This window comes from Bordetella ansorpii, assembly GCF_900078705.1.
GTDB classification, from domain to species: Bacteria; Pseudomonadota; Gammaproteobacteria; order Burkholderiales; family Burkholderiaceae_B; genus Bordetella; species Bordetella ansorpii_A.
Map to the genome: position 1 here is coordinate 411,352 of NZ_FKIF01000008.1, position 15,922 is coordinate 427,273.

Below are 15,922 nucleotides of genomic sequence, written 5' to 3' on the forward strand. Positions count from 1 at the left end.
TGCCGCTTCGCGTCGCGGTATTCAACCCAGGAAGTCGGAGACGGCCTGATTGAACGCCCGCGGATTGCCCAGGTTCATGCCGTGGGAAGACCCCGCGATCATCTCGCTGCTGGCATACGGCAGCACGCTTTCCAGCCACGCGATGACGGAGGGATAGGGCTGCGGGCTGAGGGCGCCGCCGATCAGCAGCACGGGCATGCCCAGGGCGCGCAACGCGGCCTCGTCGACGGGGCGGGGCGTTTCACGCGACTGGCCCAGCAGGGTGGTGGCATTGTCGCGCACCATGTCCTTGAACCACGGCACCATGCGGCGCCAGGTATCGGGACCGGTGACGGCGTCGATGAACAGGGCCAGGCCCTCGTCGGGCGAGCCGGCCTGGATGCGCTGCAGGGCCTGCTGGCGGAAGTCGCCGCGCTGGTCCGGCTGGCCGGGTACCGGCACGCCGGGGTCGGCCAGCGTCAGGGTGCGCACCAGGTCGGGCCGGCGCAGCGTGGCTTCCAAGGCCACGCGGCCGCCGCGCGAATGGCCCACCAGATGGGCGGGCTCGCCCGCCACGCTCTCGATGAAGGCCAGCACCTGTTCGGTATGCGCGTCCAGCGAGAAGCCGTCGCCCGCGCCATCCCATTGCTCGGGCCAGTAGCGCTTGAGCGACGGGGCCAGCACCCGGTGATTGCGTCCCAGCGTCGCCATCTGCGGCGTCCAGTAGCGGCAGTCGCACAGCGACCCATGGATCAGGATCAGCGCAGTGCCGGCCCCGTGTTCGAGATAGGCGGTTTCGCCGCCGGCGATGGCGGCATGGCGCAGGGGCAGGTCGGGTGGGGTACGCATGCGGGCAGGAAGTCAGGCCAAGGACAGGATTCTACCGCCAGGGGGGGGCATGCGCCGGGTCCGGGGCGGTGTGGGGGTACACTCGACATCCGTTGCCGCCGGCGTGCCTGCCGGCTCTTCCAACGCCTGCCTCCCGTTTCCCATGTCGACTGAATCCGCTGTTTCCTTGCCCGATTCCGCGCAGCGCGTCGCGTTGCTGCTGCAGCAGATGGGCCATGATCAACCCGTCGTGATGCTGCCGCAGACCGGCAAGACCTCCGCCGAGGCCGCCGCCGGCCTGGGTTGCCAGGTGGCGCAGATCGCCAAGTCCATCATCTTCCGCCGCGCCACCGACAATGCGCCGGTGCTGGTCGTGGCCAGCGGCATCAACCGCGTCGACGAGGCCAAGGTGGCCGAGCGCGTCGGCCCGCTGGCTCGCGCCGACGCGCGCTTCGTGCGCGAGGCCACCGGCTACGCCATCGGCGGCGTCAGCCCCATCGGACACGTGATCAAGCCGGTGATGCTGCTGGACGAGGACCTGTTCCAGTACGACAGCATCTGGGCCGCCGCCGGGCATCCGAACGCCGTTTTCCGCATGACCCCCGCGCAACTGGCCGCCATGACGGGCGCGCCCGTGGCCGACGTCGCCCAGCGCGCCTGAGCCCGCCCGGCATGGACCTCGTCTGGCTGTGGATTCCCGCCACCCTGGTGGCCGCGGCCGCGCAGGCTGGCCGCAACGCCGTGCAGCGCGGCCTGACCGCCTCCCTGGGCACGCTGGGCGCCACCCAGGTGCGCTTTCTGTTCGGCTTTCCGTTCGCGCTGCTGTACCTGTTGATCGTCTGCCTGCTGGCCGGGCAGACGCCGCCCGGCGTGAACACGCTTTTCCTGCTGTTCGTGCTGGGGGGCGCGGTGGCGCAGATCGCCGCCACGGCGCTGATGCTGGCGGCCATGCGGGACCGCTCGTTCGTGGTGGTGACCGCCTGGACCAAGACCGAGCCGATACAGGTCGCGTTGTTCGGCTTCGCGGTGCTGGGCGATCCGCTGTCGCCGGTGGGCATGCTGGCCGTGGTGCTGGCGACGCTGGGCGTGGTGCTGATGTCGGCCAAGCCCGCGGGCGGCGTCCGGGCCGCCAGTTGGCGGCCGGCATGGCTGGGGCTGCTGTCCGGCGCGGGCTTCGCGCTGTCGGCGGTGTGCTTTCGCGGCGCGATCCTGAAGCTGGACGGCGGCATGTTCGCCGTGCAGGCCACCTGGACGCTCTGCTGGTCGCTGGGCGTGCAGGTGCTGATCCTGATGACCTGGATGCTGTTGTGCAATCGTCCGCTGCTGCGCGCGTGCGCCGCGGCCTGGCGCGCCTCGATCTGGGGAGGATTCCTGGGCGCCACGGCGTCGCAGGCCTGGTTCATCGGCTTCGCGCTGACCGCCGCGGCCAACGTGCGCACGCTGGGCCTGGTCGAGGTCCTGTTCGCCCAGGCGCTGTCGCAGAAGTTGTTCGCGCACGCGCCCAGCCGCCGGGAAACCGCCGGCATCGCCCTGATCGTGGGGGGCGTGGTGCTGTTGCTGCTGGCCGCGGGGCAGATGTAGCCATCCTGGATGGACGGGCCGCGGCTCGTCCTTGCGCCGCGCGCCACCGGGTCCACGGGGCACGGACAATAAAAAGCCGGCCTTTCGGCCGGCCGTCGCGCGCCATCCAGCCGGACGGCGAGCGGATTCGAATCCACTTTTACTGCAAGAGCTGCAGACGGCTTTGCGCCGTTTTGGCCGCCGGCGTCTGCGGATATTCCGACACGATGCGTTGCAGGGTGGCCTTGGCGCCCGCGCGGTTGTTCAGCTCGATCTGGCTGCCGGCGATCACCAGCAGCGCGTCGGGCGCGCGTGCGTCGTTGGGCGCATTCTGCACCAGCGTGTTCAGTTGTTCGATCGCTCCCTTGAAGTCTTTCAGGGCATAGCGGCTGCTGCCCAGATAGAACTGCGAGGAGGGCGCCAGCGCACTGTTGGGGTACAGCGCGGAGAAGGCGGCGAAGGACTCCGACGCTTCCTTGTACTGTGCCTTGCGGAACAGGTCGATGGCGCCGTCGTAGGCGGCTTGCTCCTGGGGATCGGCGGCGGACACGCCCGGAGGATTGCCGGGGTGGTTGCTCTGCTGACCCTGCTGGCCTTGGGCCGGGGAGGTCTGCTGGCGGGACACCAGTTCCAGCTGGTTGCGCAACTGGGCGATCTCCTGCTGCAGCGATTGGATCTGGTCGGCCAACTGCAGGCGCGCCCGGACATTCTGTTCGTTCTGCTGCTGGACCTGCTGGCGCAGGTCGAGAATGGCCCGGCGGGCTTCATCATCGGCGAATGCACTGGCAGGCGCCGCCATCGCGGCGAAGGCTAGGCTGGCGGTGACGGCCAGCAAGCGCAAGGTAGGAACTCGGTCTCGCATGGTATTTCCAGAGTGTCAAAGCAAACGTCGGAACGGCCGGTTGACCGTCCCGACGCAGAAGTGGTGGGGCACTCTAAACGTGAAGGTGCTGCTTAGCGCTGATAGTTGATATCGGCGCGGCGGTTTTCCGCAAAATCAGCTTCCGAGGAACCCGTCGCCTTCGGCTTTTCCTTGCCGAAGCTGATGGTCTCGATCTGGCCGTCGCTGACGCCCACCAGGGTCATCATGCGGCGCACAGCGTCGGCGCGACGCTGGCCCAGGGCCAGGTTGTACTCGGAGCCGCCGCGTTCGTCGGTGTTGCCTTCGATGCGGATGCGTTGCTGCGGGTGCGAGGCCAGGTAACGGGCATGGGTTTCCACCAGGCCGCGGTATTGGTCCGACACCGTGTAGCTGTCGAAATCAAAGTAAACCGAGCGCTGTTGCGCCAGGATGCTTTGGGGGTTGAAGGGATCCAGGATCTGGCCGGTACCAGCGGTACCGCCGGTCGTGCCCTGGCCGGTGCCAGTTCCTTGACCGGCCGTATCGTCGAGAGGGACGGAGCTGCAAGCGGCCAGAACGGCTGCCATTGCGGCAATGGTAAGGCTCTTGGCAATGCGCGACTTCATGGTAGTTCCTTTGAAAAGAGAGTCACACGTGTTTATCGGGTAAATGGGCCCCACGTAGGTTCACGTATTTCCCCGTTCAGGACAGACAAGGTCTGCCGCACGCGGCCATCGCTCGAGACACCCGCCAGCACGCTGCGTCCTCCTTGCATGGTAGCGTAGAGAACCTGCATGCCATTCGGTGCGAAGCTCGGCGACTGATCGTCTTGACCATCAGTCAGCAAGGTCTCGGCGCCTGAGGACAGGTTCAGCGAGGCGATACGAAACGCGCCATCTCGTCTTGCAACGTACAGCAGCGTCGATCCATCGGGGGAAATTCGGGGTGAGATGTTGTAACTACCATTTAGCGTCAGGCGGCGCGCGTCGCCGCCGTCCAGGCTGGTCTGGTATATCTGCGGGCCGCCGCTGCGGTCGCTGGTGAAGACGAGGGAACGGCCGTCGGGCGTGAAGCTGGGCTCGGTGTCGATGCCGGGCGAACGCGTGACGCGGCGCATGTTCGAACCACCGGCCGCGCTGACTATGTAGATCTGCGACAGGCCGTCGCGCGTCAGGGCCACGGCCAACTGCGAGCCGTCCGGAGACCAGGCCGGGGCGCTGTTGTTGCCCTTGAAGTTGGCCACGGGCACCTGGGCGCTGGTGGACAGGTTCTGCACGTACACCACCGGCTTGCCGGTGTGGAAGCTGACGTAGGCCAGGCGCTGGCCGTCCGGCGACCACTTGGGCGAGATGATGGGCTCGCGCGAACGCAGGGCCACCTGCGGGTTCTGGCCGTCGGCGTCGGCGACCTGCAGCTCGTACGTATTACCTTGTTTCAGCACATAGGCGATGCGTGTGGAGAAAACGCCACGCACGCCAGTGATCTTTTCGTAGATGCGGTCGGCGATCTGGTGCGCCACGCGGCGCAGTTCCTGCTCGGTGCCCGAGAAGGCCACGCCGTCCAGCTGGTTCTTCTGGACCGTGTCGGCCAGGCGGTAGCGGATGTCGTAGCGGCCATCGGCGCCGCGCGAGATGCTGCCGTAGGCCAGGAAGTCGGCGCCCTTGCCGCGCCACTCTTCGTGCGCGATGGGGCTGTCCACCGTCAGGCCCGAGCCCGCGGCGTTGATCAGGCGGAACTGGCCCGTGCGGGTCAGGTCGGCGCGGATCACGTCGGCCAGCGCGCGGCCGCGCGTGTCGTCGCCCGCGAAATCGGCAATGGCCACCGGGTACTGCGTGGCGCCCGTGCCCGAGATATCCACACGCAATTGCGCACGGGCAGGATGCCAGGCGAGCAAGGCGGCCATCAGCATTACGAGCGCAAGGCCATGCTTGCGCAGGATTCCCATGAGGGGAATGCGGAAGGCGGATGTCATGGTCGGCAATCTCCTGTCAGTCATACATTCGGTACACAACATCGATAACGGGCTCATAACGGCCGCCATCTGGTTTCGGGAACGGGTTGCAGCGCCGGATGCCGGTTTCGACCGCGCGGTCGAAGCCCGTGATGCCGGACGAGCGGGTCAGCGTGACGCCTGTTACTTTCCCGTCAGACCCTAACTGTACCCGGTATTCCGCCGTCGGATTGGAGGATCCGCGGGCGGGAGTGGGGTAGGACACACCAGGCTGCACGCAGGCACGCACCTTGGCGCCGTAGCCGCTGTCGCGCCCACCGCCCGCCTGGTTGCGGTCGGCCGTGCCGCCTGGCAGGCCGGCGGCGCCCAGGGCGTCGCTGCGGAAGGCGTCGCGCAGGGCCTGGTCGGCCGCGGCCTTCTTTTCAGCGGCTGCCTTTTCAGCCGCCGCCTTCTTCTCGGCCGCGGCCTTTTCGGCGGCGGCCTTCTTGGCGGCGTCTTCCTTGGCTTTCTTTTCGGCGGCCAGCTTTTCGGCTTCCGCCTTCTCGGCGGCAGCCTTTTCAGCGGCAGCCTTTTTCTCGGCGGCGGCCTTCTCGGCCGCGGCCTTTTCAGCAGCAGCCTTTTTCTCGGCGGCGGCTTTCTCGGCGGCGGCCTTTTCGGCGGCGGCTTTCTCGGCAGCCGCCTTTTCCGCCGCGGCCTTGTCGGCGGCGGCCTTCTCAGCCGCAGCCTTCTGCGCGGCAGCCTTCTCGGCAGCCGCCTTCTCGTCGGCCAGACGCTGCTTTTCCTTCAGTTCGGCCTGCTTGCGTTCCTCTTCGAGGCGCGCCTTTTCCTTGGCGGCTTCGGCGGCCTGGCGCTGCTTCTCTTCCTGCTCGCGCTTTTTGCGGGCTTCTTCGAGCGCGATCTCGGGATCGGGCTGCTCGGGCGGCTGCACCGTCGGCTTGGGTGGTGTCGGCACGGGTTGAGGCGGCGCCGGAGGCGGCGCCGGAGGCGGCGTCGGCGTGGGGTCGGGCTGGGGCTGAGGCTCAGGCGGCTTGGGCTGCGGATCCGGTGGCGGCTTGTTCGGCGTGGGGGGCGGGGAGTCGGGGCTGTCACCCTTGGCCCACAACTCGACCTGCACCGGCCCGGGGTTCTCGGTATGCCAATCCAGGCCGACCACGAGAGCGAGCACCAGCAACAGGTGCGCCAGGACCGCCAGGCCGAGGCCCTTCTTGTTGTCCTGGGAGGCGGCGGGATCCCGCGGGCCGTTGCGTTGCGAGGAAGGTGACGTCATGGGCGAGATAGTGAGGCCAGGGGCCGGAACCGGTTCGAGGCGCGTTTAGCGGCGGCGGGTGGGCTGCTGCACGGCGGACCCGCCCTGGTCGACCAGCAGGCCCAGGCGGGTGATGCCGCTGGTGCGCAGCTCGTCCATCACCTTCACCACGGTTTCGTAGGGGGCCTTGCCGTCGGCGGCGATCACCACGGGCGTGTCCGCCGTGATGCGCGACTGCACCTGCGAGACCAGTTCGGCGCGGTTGATGTCCTGCGGCGTGGCGCCGGCCTCACGCATGCGCAGCGCGATCTTGCCATCCTGGCCGATCTGCACTTCCAGCGGCTTGACCGGCACCTGGGCAGCCTGGCCGACCGATGGCAGCTCGATCAGGCCGGGGGTGATCAGCGGCGCGGTCACCATGAAGATGACCAGCAGCACCAGCATGACGTCGATGTAGGGCACCACGTTGATGTCTGCTTTCATCTTGCGGCCGTGCCGGCCGCCAGAACGTAAAGAGCCCATCAGCGCACCTGCCGTTGCAGAATGTTCAGGAATTCATCGACGAAGCTGTCGAAACGGATCGACAGGCGATCGATGTCGTTGGTGAAGCGGTTGTAGGCCACCACCGCGGGGATGGCGGCGAACAGGCCGATGGCGGTGGCGATCAGGGCTTCGGCGATGCCGGGCGCCACCGAGGCCAGCGTGGCCTGCTGCATGTTCGACAGGCCGATGAACGCGTGCATGATGCCCCACACCGTGCCCAGCAGGCCGATGTACGGACTGACCGAGCCGGCCGAGGCCAGGAAGTTCAGGTGCGACTCCAGCGCGTCCATTTCACGCTGGTAGGCGGCGCGCATGGCGCGGCGCGGGCCGTCCAGGGCGGCGTTGATGTCGCCGCTGGGAGCGTTGCGGCGGGCCTTCATGAACTCGGTCATGCCGGCGTCGAAGATGCGGGCCAGGGCGCCTTGCTCGTCGCGGCGGCTGGACACCGCCTGCTGCAGCACGGACAGGTCGCCGCCCGACCAGAAGTCGTCCTCGAAACGCAGCGTCTGGCGATGCGTGCGGCGGATGGCCATCCGCTTGGCGAAGATGTAGGTCCAGGACATGATGGAGATCACCAGCAGGATCAGCATGATCAGCTGAACGGGGATGCTGGCGTGCGAGATCAGCGAGATCAGCGACATGTCGGCGGAGGGTTGCATGGATATCTATCCCTGGATGGATTTCAGTTTGTCGTGGACGTCGCCGGGCAGTTCGGCTGGCCGCAAATTGGTCGTGTCTACGCAGCAGACTTGGATGCCGCCTTCGGCCAGCAGTTCCCCGTCGCGCTCCGCGCGCTGGGCGAAGTGTATCGAAGCGCGGCCCACTCGGGTGATCTGGCTGCGGATGGTGAGCAGATCGTCCAGGCGCGCCGGCTTGCGGTAGCGCATATCCAGCGAATGGACGACGAAGACCCGGCCGGTGCGGCCGACCAGTTCGGACTGGTTGAAGCCCAGCGCCCGCAGCCATTCGGTGCGGGCGCGTTCGAAGAACTTCAGGTAATTGGCATAGAAGACGATTCCCGCGGCGTCCGTGTCTTCGTAGTAGACACGGACCTGCTGCAGGAATTCGGCTGACGTCGGTTCGATCACGATAACGGTAGTCTTACGGCACGCGGGCGCCCACCACGGAGCGCCGAGGGCGCGATATTACAGCGTATCCAGGCGATCGAGGGTTTGCTGCAGCGCCTGGTCGGCGGGAATGCGGCTGGCCTCGGTGTCCCGGCGTGCCTGCAATTCGACCACGCCTTCCTTCAGGCCGCGCTCTCCAACTGTTACGCGCAGCGGCACGCCGATCAGTTCCCATTCGGCGAACATCACGCCCGGCCGGGCATCGCGGTCGTCAAGGATGACGTCCACGCCGCGCGCGCGCAAGGCTTCGTACAGGCGGGTGGCCGTGTCACGGACAGTTTCACTCTTGCCCCAGCCCACCGGACAAATAACCACTTCGAAGGGGGCGATCGCGCGGGGCCACAGAATGCCGCGCTCGTCGTGGTTCTGCTCGATGGCCGCGCCCGCGATGCGGGTGACGCCGATGCCGTAGCAGCCCATTTCCAGCACGGCGGGCTTGCCGTTGTCGTCCAGGAAGGTGGCCTTCAGGGCTTCCGAGTACTTGGTGCCCAGGTAGAACACGTGGCCGACCTCGATGCCGCGCTGGATCGCCAGGGTGCCGTTGCCGTCCGGCGAGGGGTCGCCCGCCACGACGTTGCGCAGGTCGGCCACCGCTTCGGGTTCGGGCAGGTCGCGGCCCCAGTTCATGCCGGTGTAGTGGAAATCCTCGCGGTTGGCGCCGCAGACGAAGTCGGCCATGTTGGCCACCGTGCGGTCGGCGATGACGCGCACCGGGCGGGTGGTCTTCAGGGGACCCAGGTAACCGGGCTTGCAGCCGAAGTGGTCGACGATCTCGGCCTCGGTGGCGAAGCGGTAGCCCTTCAGGCCCGGCAGCTTGCCCACTTTGACCTCGTTCATCTCGTGGTCGCCGCGCAGCAGCAGCAGCCAGATCTGGGCCGCTTCGCCTTCCTTCTCGGCGTCGGTGGCCAGCACGATGGACTTGATGGTGCGTTCCAGCGGCAGGCCCAGCAGCTTGGCCACGTCCTCGCACTTGGCGGCGCCCGGCGTGGGCGTCTCCTGCAGGGCTTCGGCCGGCGCGGCGCGCTCGGCCAGCAGGGCCACGGCCTCTGCCAGCTCGATGTTGGCGGCGTAGGCGGAGCCGGGGTTGTAGACGATCAGGTCTTCGCCGGTGTCGGCGATCACCTGGAATTCATGGCTGCGGGTGCCGCCGATCGAGCCGGTGTCGGCCGCCACGGCGCGGAATTCCAGCCCCAGGCGCTCGAAGATGCGCATGTAGGCCGCGTACATGTTGTCGTAGCTCTTCTGCGCGCCGGCCTCGTCGCGGTCGAACGAGTAGGCGTCCTTCATGGTGAATTCGCGGCCGCGCATCAGGCCGAAGCGGGGACGGCGTTCGTCCCGGAACTTGGTCTGGATGTGATAGAAGTTGACCGGCAACTGGCGGTAGCTGTGGATCTCGTTGCGGGCGATGTCGGTGATCACTTCTTCCGAGGTCGGCTGCAGGACGAAGTCCCGGTCGTGGCGGTCCTTGATGCGCAGCAGTTCGGCGCCGTATTGCGTCCAGCGGCCGGATTCCTGCCAGAGTTCGGCGGGCTGGACCACCGGCATCAGCAGCTCCAGGGCGCCGGCGGCGTTCATTTCTTCACGGATGATCCCCTCGATCTTGCGGATGACCCGCAGGCCGACCGGCATGTACGTATAGATGCCCCCTGCCAGCTTGCGGATCATCCCGGCGCGCGTCATCAGCTGGTGGCTGACGACTTCTGCCTCGGCGGGGGCTTCTTTCAGGGTGTTCAGGTGGTAGTGGGAAGCGCGCATAGATAGAGGGGATACCAGTACGTATAATCGACCGTAATTGTATTGAATTCGGTGGGGGTGGCCCATGCTTGATCGCGAAGGCTACCGTCCCAATGTCGGCATCATTCTCGTCAACGGCAAAAACGAGGTCTTTTGGGGCAAGCGGATCCGGGAACATGCCTGGCAATTCCCGCAAGGTGGCATCAAGCACGGGGAGAGCCCCGTGCAGGCCATGTATCGCGAGCTCCATGAAGAAGTGGGCCTCAAGCCCGAGCATGTCCGCATTCTGGGACGTACACGTGACTGGCTGCGTTACAATGTTCCGGACCACTTCGTCCGGCGCGAATGGCGCGGCCACTATAAAGGACAAAAGCAGATCTGGTTCCTGCTGCGCATGGTCGGTCGCGATTGCGACGTCTGCCTGCGCTCGACGCAGCATCCCGAGTTCGACGCCTGGCGCTGGAGCCAATATTGGGTGCCGCTGGACGCGGTCATCGAGTTCAAGCGCGAGGTCTACACCCAGGCGCTGAACGAACTGTCCGCCATCCTGTTCCGCCGGCACCACGAAACCCGCTACCTGCGCCAGCGCGTGCATGGTCCGCGTTCGTCCGAAATTCCCTCCGCAGAAAACGACGGTCATGCGCATATTGTTGGTTGAAGACGAGCGGGACATGGCCTCCTGGCTGGTCCGCGCCCTGACGCAAAGCGGGTTCCTGCCCGACCACGCGCCCGATGCCCGGACCGCCGAGGGCCTGATGGCAGGCAACGAGTACGACGCGATCGTGCTCGACCTGCGCCTGCCCGACAAGCACGGCCTGGCGCTGTTGCGCGAGATGCGCAACCGCGACGACCGCACGCCGGTGCTGCTGCTGACTGCCCAGGGCGGCCTGCAAGACCGCGTGCGCGGCCTGAACCTGGGCGCCGACGACTTCCTCACCAAGCCTTTCGCCCTCGAAGAACTCGAGGCGCGCATCACGGCCTTGGTGCGCCGCAGCCGTGGCCGCCAGCATCCGCGCCTGCAGTGCGGTTCGCTGTCCTACGACAGCGAAAGCCGGGCGTTCACGCTCGACGGCGCGCTGCTGTTCCTCACGCCGCGCGAACATGCCGCGCTGGCCGCGTTGCTCACCCGCAGCGGCTATCCGGTGGACAAGACCCACCTGTTCGGCAAGGTCTTCACCCAGGAAAGCGAGGCCAACCTCGATGCCATCGAGGTCGTGCTGCACCGCCTGCGCAAGAAGCTCACTGGCAGCGATGTTCGCATCGTCACGGTGCGTGGCCTGGGCTACATGCTGGAAAGCGTCGCGCGCGCGAACCCACCGAATCGTGAGTCTCTTCAAGGTCCGTTGGCCGCGGATGCCGCTTCCCGGCATCCGGGCCGTGCTCATCACGCTGCTGATGCCGGGCGTCATCCTGCTGCTGGTCATCGACAGCTGGAACGACTACCGCACCCTGGCCACCATCACCAACGAAGCCTACGACTCGGCGCTGCTGGAGCCCGCTCGCGTGCTCGAGAGCAGCGTCGAATTCTCGCCCGAGGGCCACCTGCAGGTGGCCACGCCGCTGTACGCGCAGGTCATGCTCGAGTCGCGCGCGGGCCTGCGCAAATATTTCCGCATCGAAGAGATCGATCCGCCGGTCGAGACAGGCAAGGGCGCCGTCGTCCCGCCCGTGCATGGCCGCACGCTGGCCGGCATGCCCGAAATGCCGCGCCTGCCGTACTGGCCCAAGGGCAATGGCGATCCGCTGTTCTACGACGCGGTCTACCGCAACGATCCGGTGCGCGCGGTAGCCGTGCTGCGCGATCTGTATTACCGCGGCCAGCACCGCCAGGTGCTGGTGGTGGTGGCCGAAAGCATCGGCAAGCGCCAGGCGGCCGAAGCCAGCGCGCAGCGCCAGGAAATCCTGCGCGATGCGCGCATGCTGGCGCTGGTCGCCTTGCTGGTGTGGTGGGGCGTGGTGTGGGCGGTCAAGCCGCTGGTCAGGCTGCGCAACGACATCCGTGCGCGGCGGCCCGACGATCTGACCCCGCTCGATTCGGCTCGCGTGCCCAGCGAAGTCACGCCGCTGGTCGAGGCCGTCAACCATCACATCGCGCGCTACCGGCGCGTGCTGGACGAACAATCGCAGTTCCTGGCCGACGCCTCGCATCAGTTGCGCACGCCGCTGGCCATCATGCTGACGCAGGCGCAGTACGCACTGCGCGAACCCGATCCGGTGCGCGCGCATGAAGGCCTGCGCGCCATCGTCGACCAACTGGGCCGCACCCGCCGCCTGACCGAACAGCTGCTGTCGCTGGCGCATGCCAACCAGGGCGAGGCCACGCCGCGCGAACGCTGCGACCTGAATGACGTGGCGCGCGAGGTCGTGCTGCAGCATCTGCCGCTGGCGCACGAGCGCCAGCAGGACCTGGGTTGGGTCGACGCGCGCGGCGAAGAAGAACAGGCGCAGGCGGGCGACCGACAAGGAGACGTGGTGCCCGTCTGGGGCAGCGAAGCCGAGTTGCACGAGGCCCTGTCCAACCTGATCCACAACGCGATCCGCTATGCACCCGTCGGCGCGCGCATCACGGTTTCGGTGGTGCGCCAAGCCGAGCGCGGCGAGGTGACGGTGGCCGACAACGGCCCCGGCATTCCGGTTGCGTTGCGCAAGCGCGCGTTCGCGCGTTTCGACCGCGTCGGCGCCGACCGGGCGCATTCGGCCAGCGGCTCCGGCCTGGGGCTTTCCATTGCGCGTGCCTATGCGCGGCGCAACGATGGCGACATCGAGTTGCGCGATGGCGAGCCCAATTCCGATGGCGGCACGGGCCTTGCCGCCGTTTTGTGGATGCCGCTCATCAGGGATTTCCCGACGATTCAGGAACCCGACAGCGCATAGAAAGCGAATCACCAGCTTCGCTACGTATTCTCCTGGCGATCCCTTGTTTCAGCGGATTGCCGCGCCTTTTCACTGGCGCCGGTATCACGAGCCAGCGCGGCGGTAAGCGCGAGGAGGAGATATGCAGCACACGGCATCATTCAAGAAGGACTATTACGGCGGGGCCTTGATGGTTCTCGTCGGCTTGTCCGCCATCTACGCGGCCTTCAACTATCACATCGGTTCGCTCTCGCACATGGGGCCGGGGTTCTTCCCGGCGTCCATCGGCGGCTTGCTCGCGCTGACCGGCCTGCTGATCGCGGCCTCCGCGCGCGGCCAGAAGAACAAGCCGCCGAAGGAAGGGGCCGAGGAAGCGGTCCAGCACTCGCACCCCTCGGATTTCCCGGACCTGCGCGGCGCCGTCTGCATCATCGGCGGCACGCTGGCCTTTCTGCTGTTCGGCCACTACGGCGGCCTGCTTCCGGCCACCTTCTTCGCCGTGTTCATCTGCGGCCTGGGCGATCGCACCAACACCGTGAAGCAGGTCCTGCTGCTGGCGGTGGCCATGTGCGTGATCGCAACCGTTGTCTTCTGGTGGGCGTTGCAGTTGCAGCTTCCGCTGTTCACGTGGGGCTGAAGCCATGATTTCGCAATCCTTGCATGACCTCTGGTTCGGCTTCGGCGTCGCGTTCCAGCTGCATAACCTGATGTGGTCGTTCTTCGGCGTCCTGGTGGGCAACCTCATCGGGGTGCTGCCGGGCATGGGCGCGCTGTCGGCCATTTCCATCCTGCTGCCGCTGACCTACGTCATGCAGCCCGTGCCCGCCATCCTGATGCTGGCCGGCATTTTCTACGGCTCGCAGTACGGCGGCGCCATCGGCGCCATTTTGCTGAACCTGCCTTCGCATCCGCCGCACGCGGTGACCTGCCTGGACGGCTATCCGATGACCCGGCAGGGCAAGGGAGGGACGGCGCTGGGCATCACGATGATCTGCTCGTTCTTCGCGGCATCGGTGGGCATCATCGTGATGATCTTCGCTTCGCCGCTGCTGGTCGAGATCGCGTTCAAGTTCGGCCCGACGGAGATCTTCTCCATCATGCTGCTGGGCCTCTTGGCCGGCGCCACCATGTCGCGCGGCTCGCCGCTCAAAGGCGTGGCCATGACGCTGTTCGGCCTGCTTTGCGGCTGTGTCGGCACCGACGTCAACACCGGCACCATCCGCTTTTCGTTCGGCCTGATCGACCTGTCCGACGGCCTGGAACTGGTGGCGATTTCCATGGGCCTGTTCGGGGTGGCCGACTTCCTCATGAGCGCCAACCGCATGGCCGCCATCAGCACCAACACCAAGCTGCGCGTGCGCGACATGCGTCCCAGCAAGGCCGAGCTGAAAGAGGCGTTCCTGCCGATGGTGCGCGGCACGCTGGTGGGCACGCTGTTCGGCGCCATGCCGGGCACGGGGCCGACCATCACCACGTTCGTGTCCTACGCGCTGGAGCGCAAGATCTCGCGCACGCCCGAGAAGTTCGGCACCGGCATGATCGCCGGCGTGGCCTCGCCCGAAGCGTCGTCGCACTCGAAGACGCAGGTCGACTTCATTCCGACGATGAGCCTGGGCATTCCCGGTGACGCGGTCATGGCGCTGATCCTGGGTGCGCTGCTGATCCAGGGCATCCAGCCCGGCCCGCAGCTGATCACCGAGCATCCGGACATCTTCTGGGGCCTGATCGCCAGCTTCTGGATCGGCAACCTGCTGCTGATGGTGCTGAACGTGCCGCTGATCGGCGTGTGGGTCAAGCTGCTGCAGGTGCCGTACCGCTACCTGTTCCCGTCCGCGCTGTTCTTCATCGCGGTGGGGGTGTACAGCACGCAGAACAGCCTCTTCCAGATCTGGGAAGTGCTGGCCTTCGGCGTGATCGGCGCCATTCTGTTGTGGCTGGAGTTCTCGGTCGCTCCGATCCTGCTGGGCTTCGTGCTGGGCCCCATGGTGGAAGAGAACTTCCGCCGCGCCCTGCTGCTGTCGCGCGGCGACATGGCGATCTTCGTCGAGCGCCCCATCAGCGCCTGGTTCGTCGCGGCCAGCTTCCTGCTGATCGCGCTGCAGGTGGGCGCGCACGTGCGCCGTGTGATCCGCCGCCGCAAGGCTGGCCAGGTGGTACAGCCGGCTTGATTTCAGGGTTGCTGCCCGCGCGCAGGAGATGGGCTCCACCTCCCGCGGGCACGCCTTTTTTCAGCTGGAATCGGACGGGGTGTCGATCAGCCGGTAGGCTTGCGGCATCCGTTCCGACAGGAAGTCCACCAGCGCACGTACGGCCGGCATCATGCCGCGCCGCGAGGGATAGATGCAGTGCACGATCCCTTCGGGTGAACGCCAGTCCGGCAGCACCCGCACGAGCTGTCCGCGCCGTGTTTCTTCACGCGTCGCTTCCGACGGCAACAACGAAATCCCCCGGCCCCGCACCGCGGCCTGCGTGAGCACGATGAAATCGTTGCAGCACAGCTGCGGACGCAGCACCACTTCGGTTTCGTCGTCGTGGGTGTTGTACAGCCGCCAGCGCACTTCCTCCTGGGGCTCGCTGAAGCTCAGCGTGGTGTGCGCCATCAGGTCCTGCGGCGTTTCGGGCATGCCGTGGCGCTGCAGATAGGCGGGACTGGCCACCAGCGTGCCGCTGGCCGTGCCCAGGTGCCGCACTACCAGCTCCGCGTCGGTATCCAGCCGCTCGCGCACGCGCAGCGCCAGGTCCACGCCTTCGCGGATCAGGTCGACGCGGCGGTTGGTCACCACCATCTGCACCGACACCGCGGGCCAGGTATCCAGGAACTCGGGAAGCAGGGGCGCCAGCGTGGTCTGCGCCAGCGATACGGGACAACTCACGACGACCGGACCCGACGGCTCGGCCTGCAACTGCCGCATGGCGTCTTCCGCCGCGCGCGCCGAGGCCGTCATCTCCAGGCAATAGCGCAGATACCGTTCGCCCGCCGTGGTCAGGCGTAGCCGGCGTGTGGTCCGCTGCAGCAGGCGTACGCCCAGCCGCTCTTCCAGTTGCGAGATGCGGCGTGACAGGCGCGACTTGGGAATGTCGAGCGTCCGCGCGGCGGCGCTGAATCCGCCTTGCTCGACCACCTGCGCGAAGTAATAGAGATCGTTCAGGTCTTGCATGATGACCACTGTTCTAATTTTGGAACGAGGCGTTCATCTTACCTGGGTTCATGGGAATAATTAAGCCGGCCAATGCTGCTGGTCTCGCGGGGCGGCGGGGCC

Annotated in this window: 16 protein-coding genes and 1 pseudogene; 7 read left to right on the forward strand and 10 right to left on the reverse strand. The window is 66.9% G+C overall.

The genetic code is table 11. The features are described 5' to 3' along the window. Positions 1-21: 21 nt before the first annotated feature. Complete coding sequence (locus A6745_RS22510; RefSeq protein ID WP_066132190.1) at positions 22-828, reverse strand: alpha/beta fold hydrolase; 807 nt, start codon at positions 826-828, stop codon at positions 22-24. Between the two features lie 142 nt (positions 829-970). Here A6745_RS22510 and A6745_RS22515 point away from each other — a divergent pair, with 142 nt between their 5' ends. Then, complete coding sequence (locus A6745_RS22515; protein WP_066132193.1) at positions 971-1,468, forward strand: YbaK/EbsC family protein; 498 nt, start codon at positions 971-973, stop codon at positions 1,466-1,468. An 11-nt stretch (positions 1,469-1,479) separates the two neighbouring features. Next, positions 1,480-2,388, forward strand: coding sequence for a DMT family transporter (locus A6745_RS22520; protein WP_066132196.1), 909 nt, complete (start codon positions 1,480-1,482; stop codon positions 2,386-2,388). A 139-nt stretch (positions 2,389-2,527) separates the two neighbouring features. Here A6745_RS22520 and ybgF read toward each other — a convergent pair whose 3' ends face one another. The 8 genes from ybgF to A6745_RS22560 all read right to left on the reverse strand — a co-directional run bounded on the left by ybgF (position 2,528) and on the right by A6745_RS22560 (position 9,830). Next, a complete protein-coding gene (gene ybgF, locus A6745_RS22525) occupies positions 2,528-3,229 on the reverse strand; it encodes a tol-pal system protein YbgF (protein WP_066132199.1) in 702 nt (233 codons plus the stop codon). A 92-nt stretch (positions 3,230-3,321) separates the two neighbouring features. After that, positions 3,322-3,834, reverse strand: coding sequence for a peptidoglycan-associated lipoprotein Pal (pal, locus tag A6745_RS22530; protein ID WP_066132203.1), 513 nt, complete (start codon positions 3,832-3,834; stop codon positions 3,322-3,324). A gap of 32 nt (positions 3,835-3,866) precedes the next feature. Then, on the reverse strand, positions 3,867-5,180 hold the full coding sequence (tolB, locus tag A6745_RS22535; RefSeq protein ID WP_066132204.1) for a Tol-Pal system beta propeller repeat protein TolB: 1,314 nt from the start codon (positions 5,178-5,180) through the stop codon (positions 3,867-3,869). A 16-nt stretch (positions 5,181-5,196) separates the two neighbouring features. Then, the gene (gene tolA / locus A6745_RS22540; protein ID WP_066132207.1) at positions 5,197-6,426 is read right to left on the reverse strand and encodes a cell envelope integrity protein TolA; all 1,230 of its coding nucleotides are present in this window, start codon (positions 6,424-6,426) and stop codon (positions 5,197-5,199) included. A gap of 45 nt (positions 6,427-6,471) precedes the next feature. Further along, on the reverse strand, positions 6,472-6,927 hold the full coding sequence (gene tolR / locus A6745_RS22545) for a protein TolR (protein WP_066132210.1): 456 nt from the start codon (positions 6,925-6,927) through the stop codon (positions 6,472-6,474). After that, complete coding sequence (gene tolQ / locus A6745_RS22550; RefSeq protein WP_066132211.1) at positions 6,927-7,607, reverse strand: protein TolQ; 681 nt, start codon at positions 7,605-7,607, stop codon at positions 6,927-6,929. Before tolQ ends, tolR begins: the two co-directional genes overlap by 1 nt. 6 nt (positions 7,608-7,613) lie before the next feature. Beyond that, on the reverse strand, positions 7,614-8,036 hold the full coding sequence (ybgC, locus tag A6745_RS22555; protein ID WP_066132212.1) for a tol-pal system-associated acyl-CoA thioesterase: 423 nt from the start codon (positions 8,034-8,036) through the stop codon (positions 7,614-7,616). A gap of 57 nt (positions 8,037-8,093) precedes the next feature. Continuing rightward, positions 8,094-9,830 (reverse strand): proline--tRNA ligase, encoded by a 1,737-nt coding sequence (locus A6745_RS22560; RefSeq protein ID WP_066132215.1) that lies wholly within the window; start codon positions 9,828-9,830, stop codon positions 8,094-8,096. 64 nt (positions 9,831-9,894) lie between these two features. Between A6745_RS22560 and A6745_RS22565 the strand changes: the two genes are divergently transcribed. The 5 genes and pseudogenes from A6745_RS22565 (at position 9,895) to A6745_RS22580 (ending at position 14,830) form a co-directional block, all read left to right on the forward strand. Then, on the forward strand, positions 9,895-10,467 hold the full coding sequence (locus A6745_RS22565; protein ID WP_066132219.1) for an RNA pyrophosphohydrolase: 573 nt from the start codon (positions 9,895-9,897) through the stop codon (positions 10,465-10,467). After that, positions 10,448-11,107: pseudogene (locus A6745_RS28325) on the forward strand (response regulator); the annotation flags it as partial. The gene A6745_RS22565 and the pseudogene A6745_RS28325, both read left to right, overlap by 20 nt. A gap of 55 nt (positions 11,108-11,162) precedes the next feature. Continuing rightward, positions 11,163-12,683 carry a sensor histidine kinase gene (locus A6745_RS22570; RefSeq protein WP_066132222.1) on the forward strand — a complete coding sequence of 507 codons (1,521 nt, stop codon included), beginning with the start codon at positions 11,163-11,165 and terminating at the stop codon, positions 12,681-12,683. Between the two features lie 121 nt (positions 12,684-12,804). Further along, on the forward strand, positions 12,805-13,299 hold the full coding sequence (locus A6745_RS22575; protein WP_197488216.1) for a tripartite tricarboxylate transporter TctB family protein: 495 nt from the start codon (positions 12,805-12,807) through the stop codon (positions 13,297-13,299). Between the two features lie 4 nt (positions 13,300-13,303). Further along, positions 13,304-14,830, forward strand: a complete 1,527-nt coding sequence (locus A6745_RS22580; RefSeq protein ID WP_066132226.1) for a tripartite tricarboxylate transporter permease — start codon at positions 13,304-13,306, stop codon at positions 14,828-14,830. A gap of 60 nt (positions 14,831-14,890) precedes the next feature. Here the strand turns inward: A6745_RS22580 and A6745_RS22585 are convergent, their stop codons facing one another. Beyond that, positions 14,891-15,820: a LysR family transcriptional regulator gene (locus A6745_RS22585; protein ID WP_066132376.1), complete on the reverse strand. Its 930-nt coding sequence runs from the start codon at positions 15,818-15,820 to the stop codon at positions 14,891-14,893. Positions 15,821-15,922: the final 102 nt, after the last annotated feature.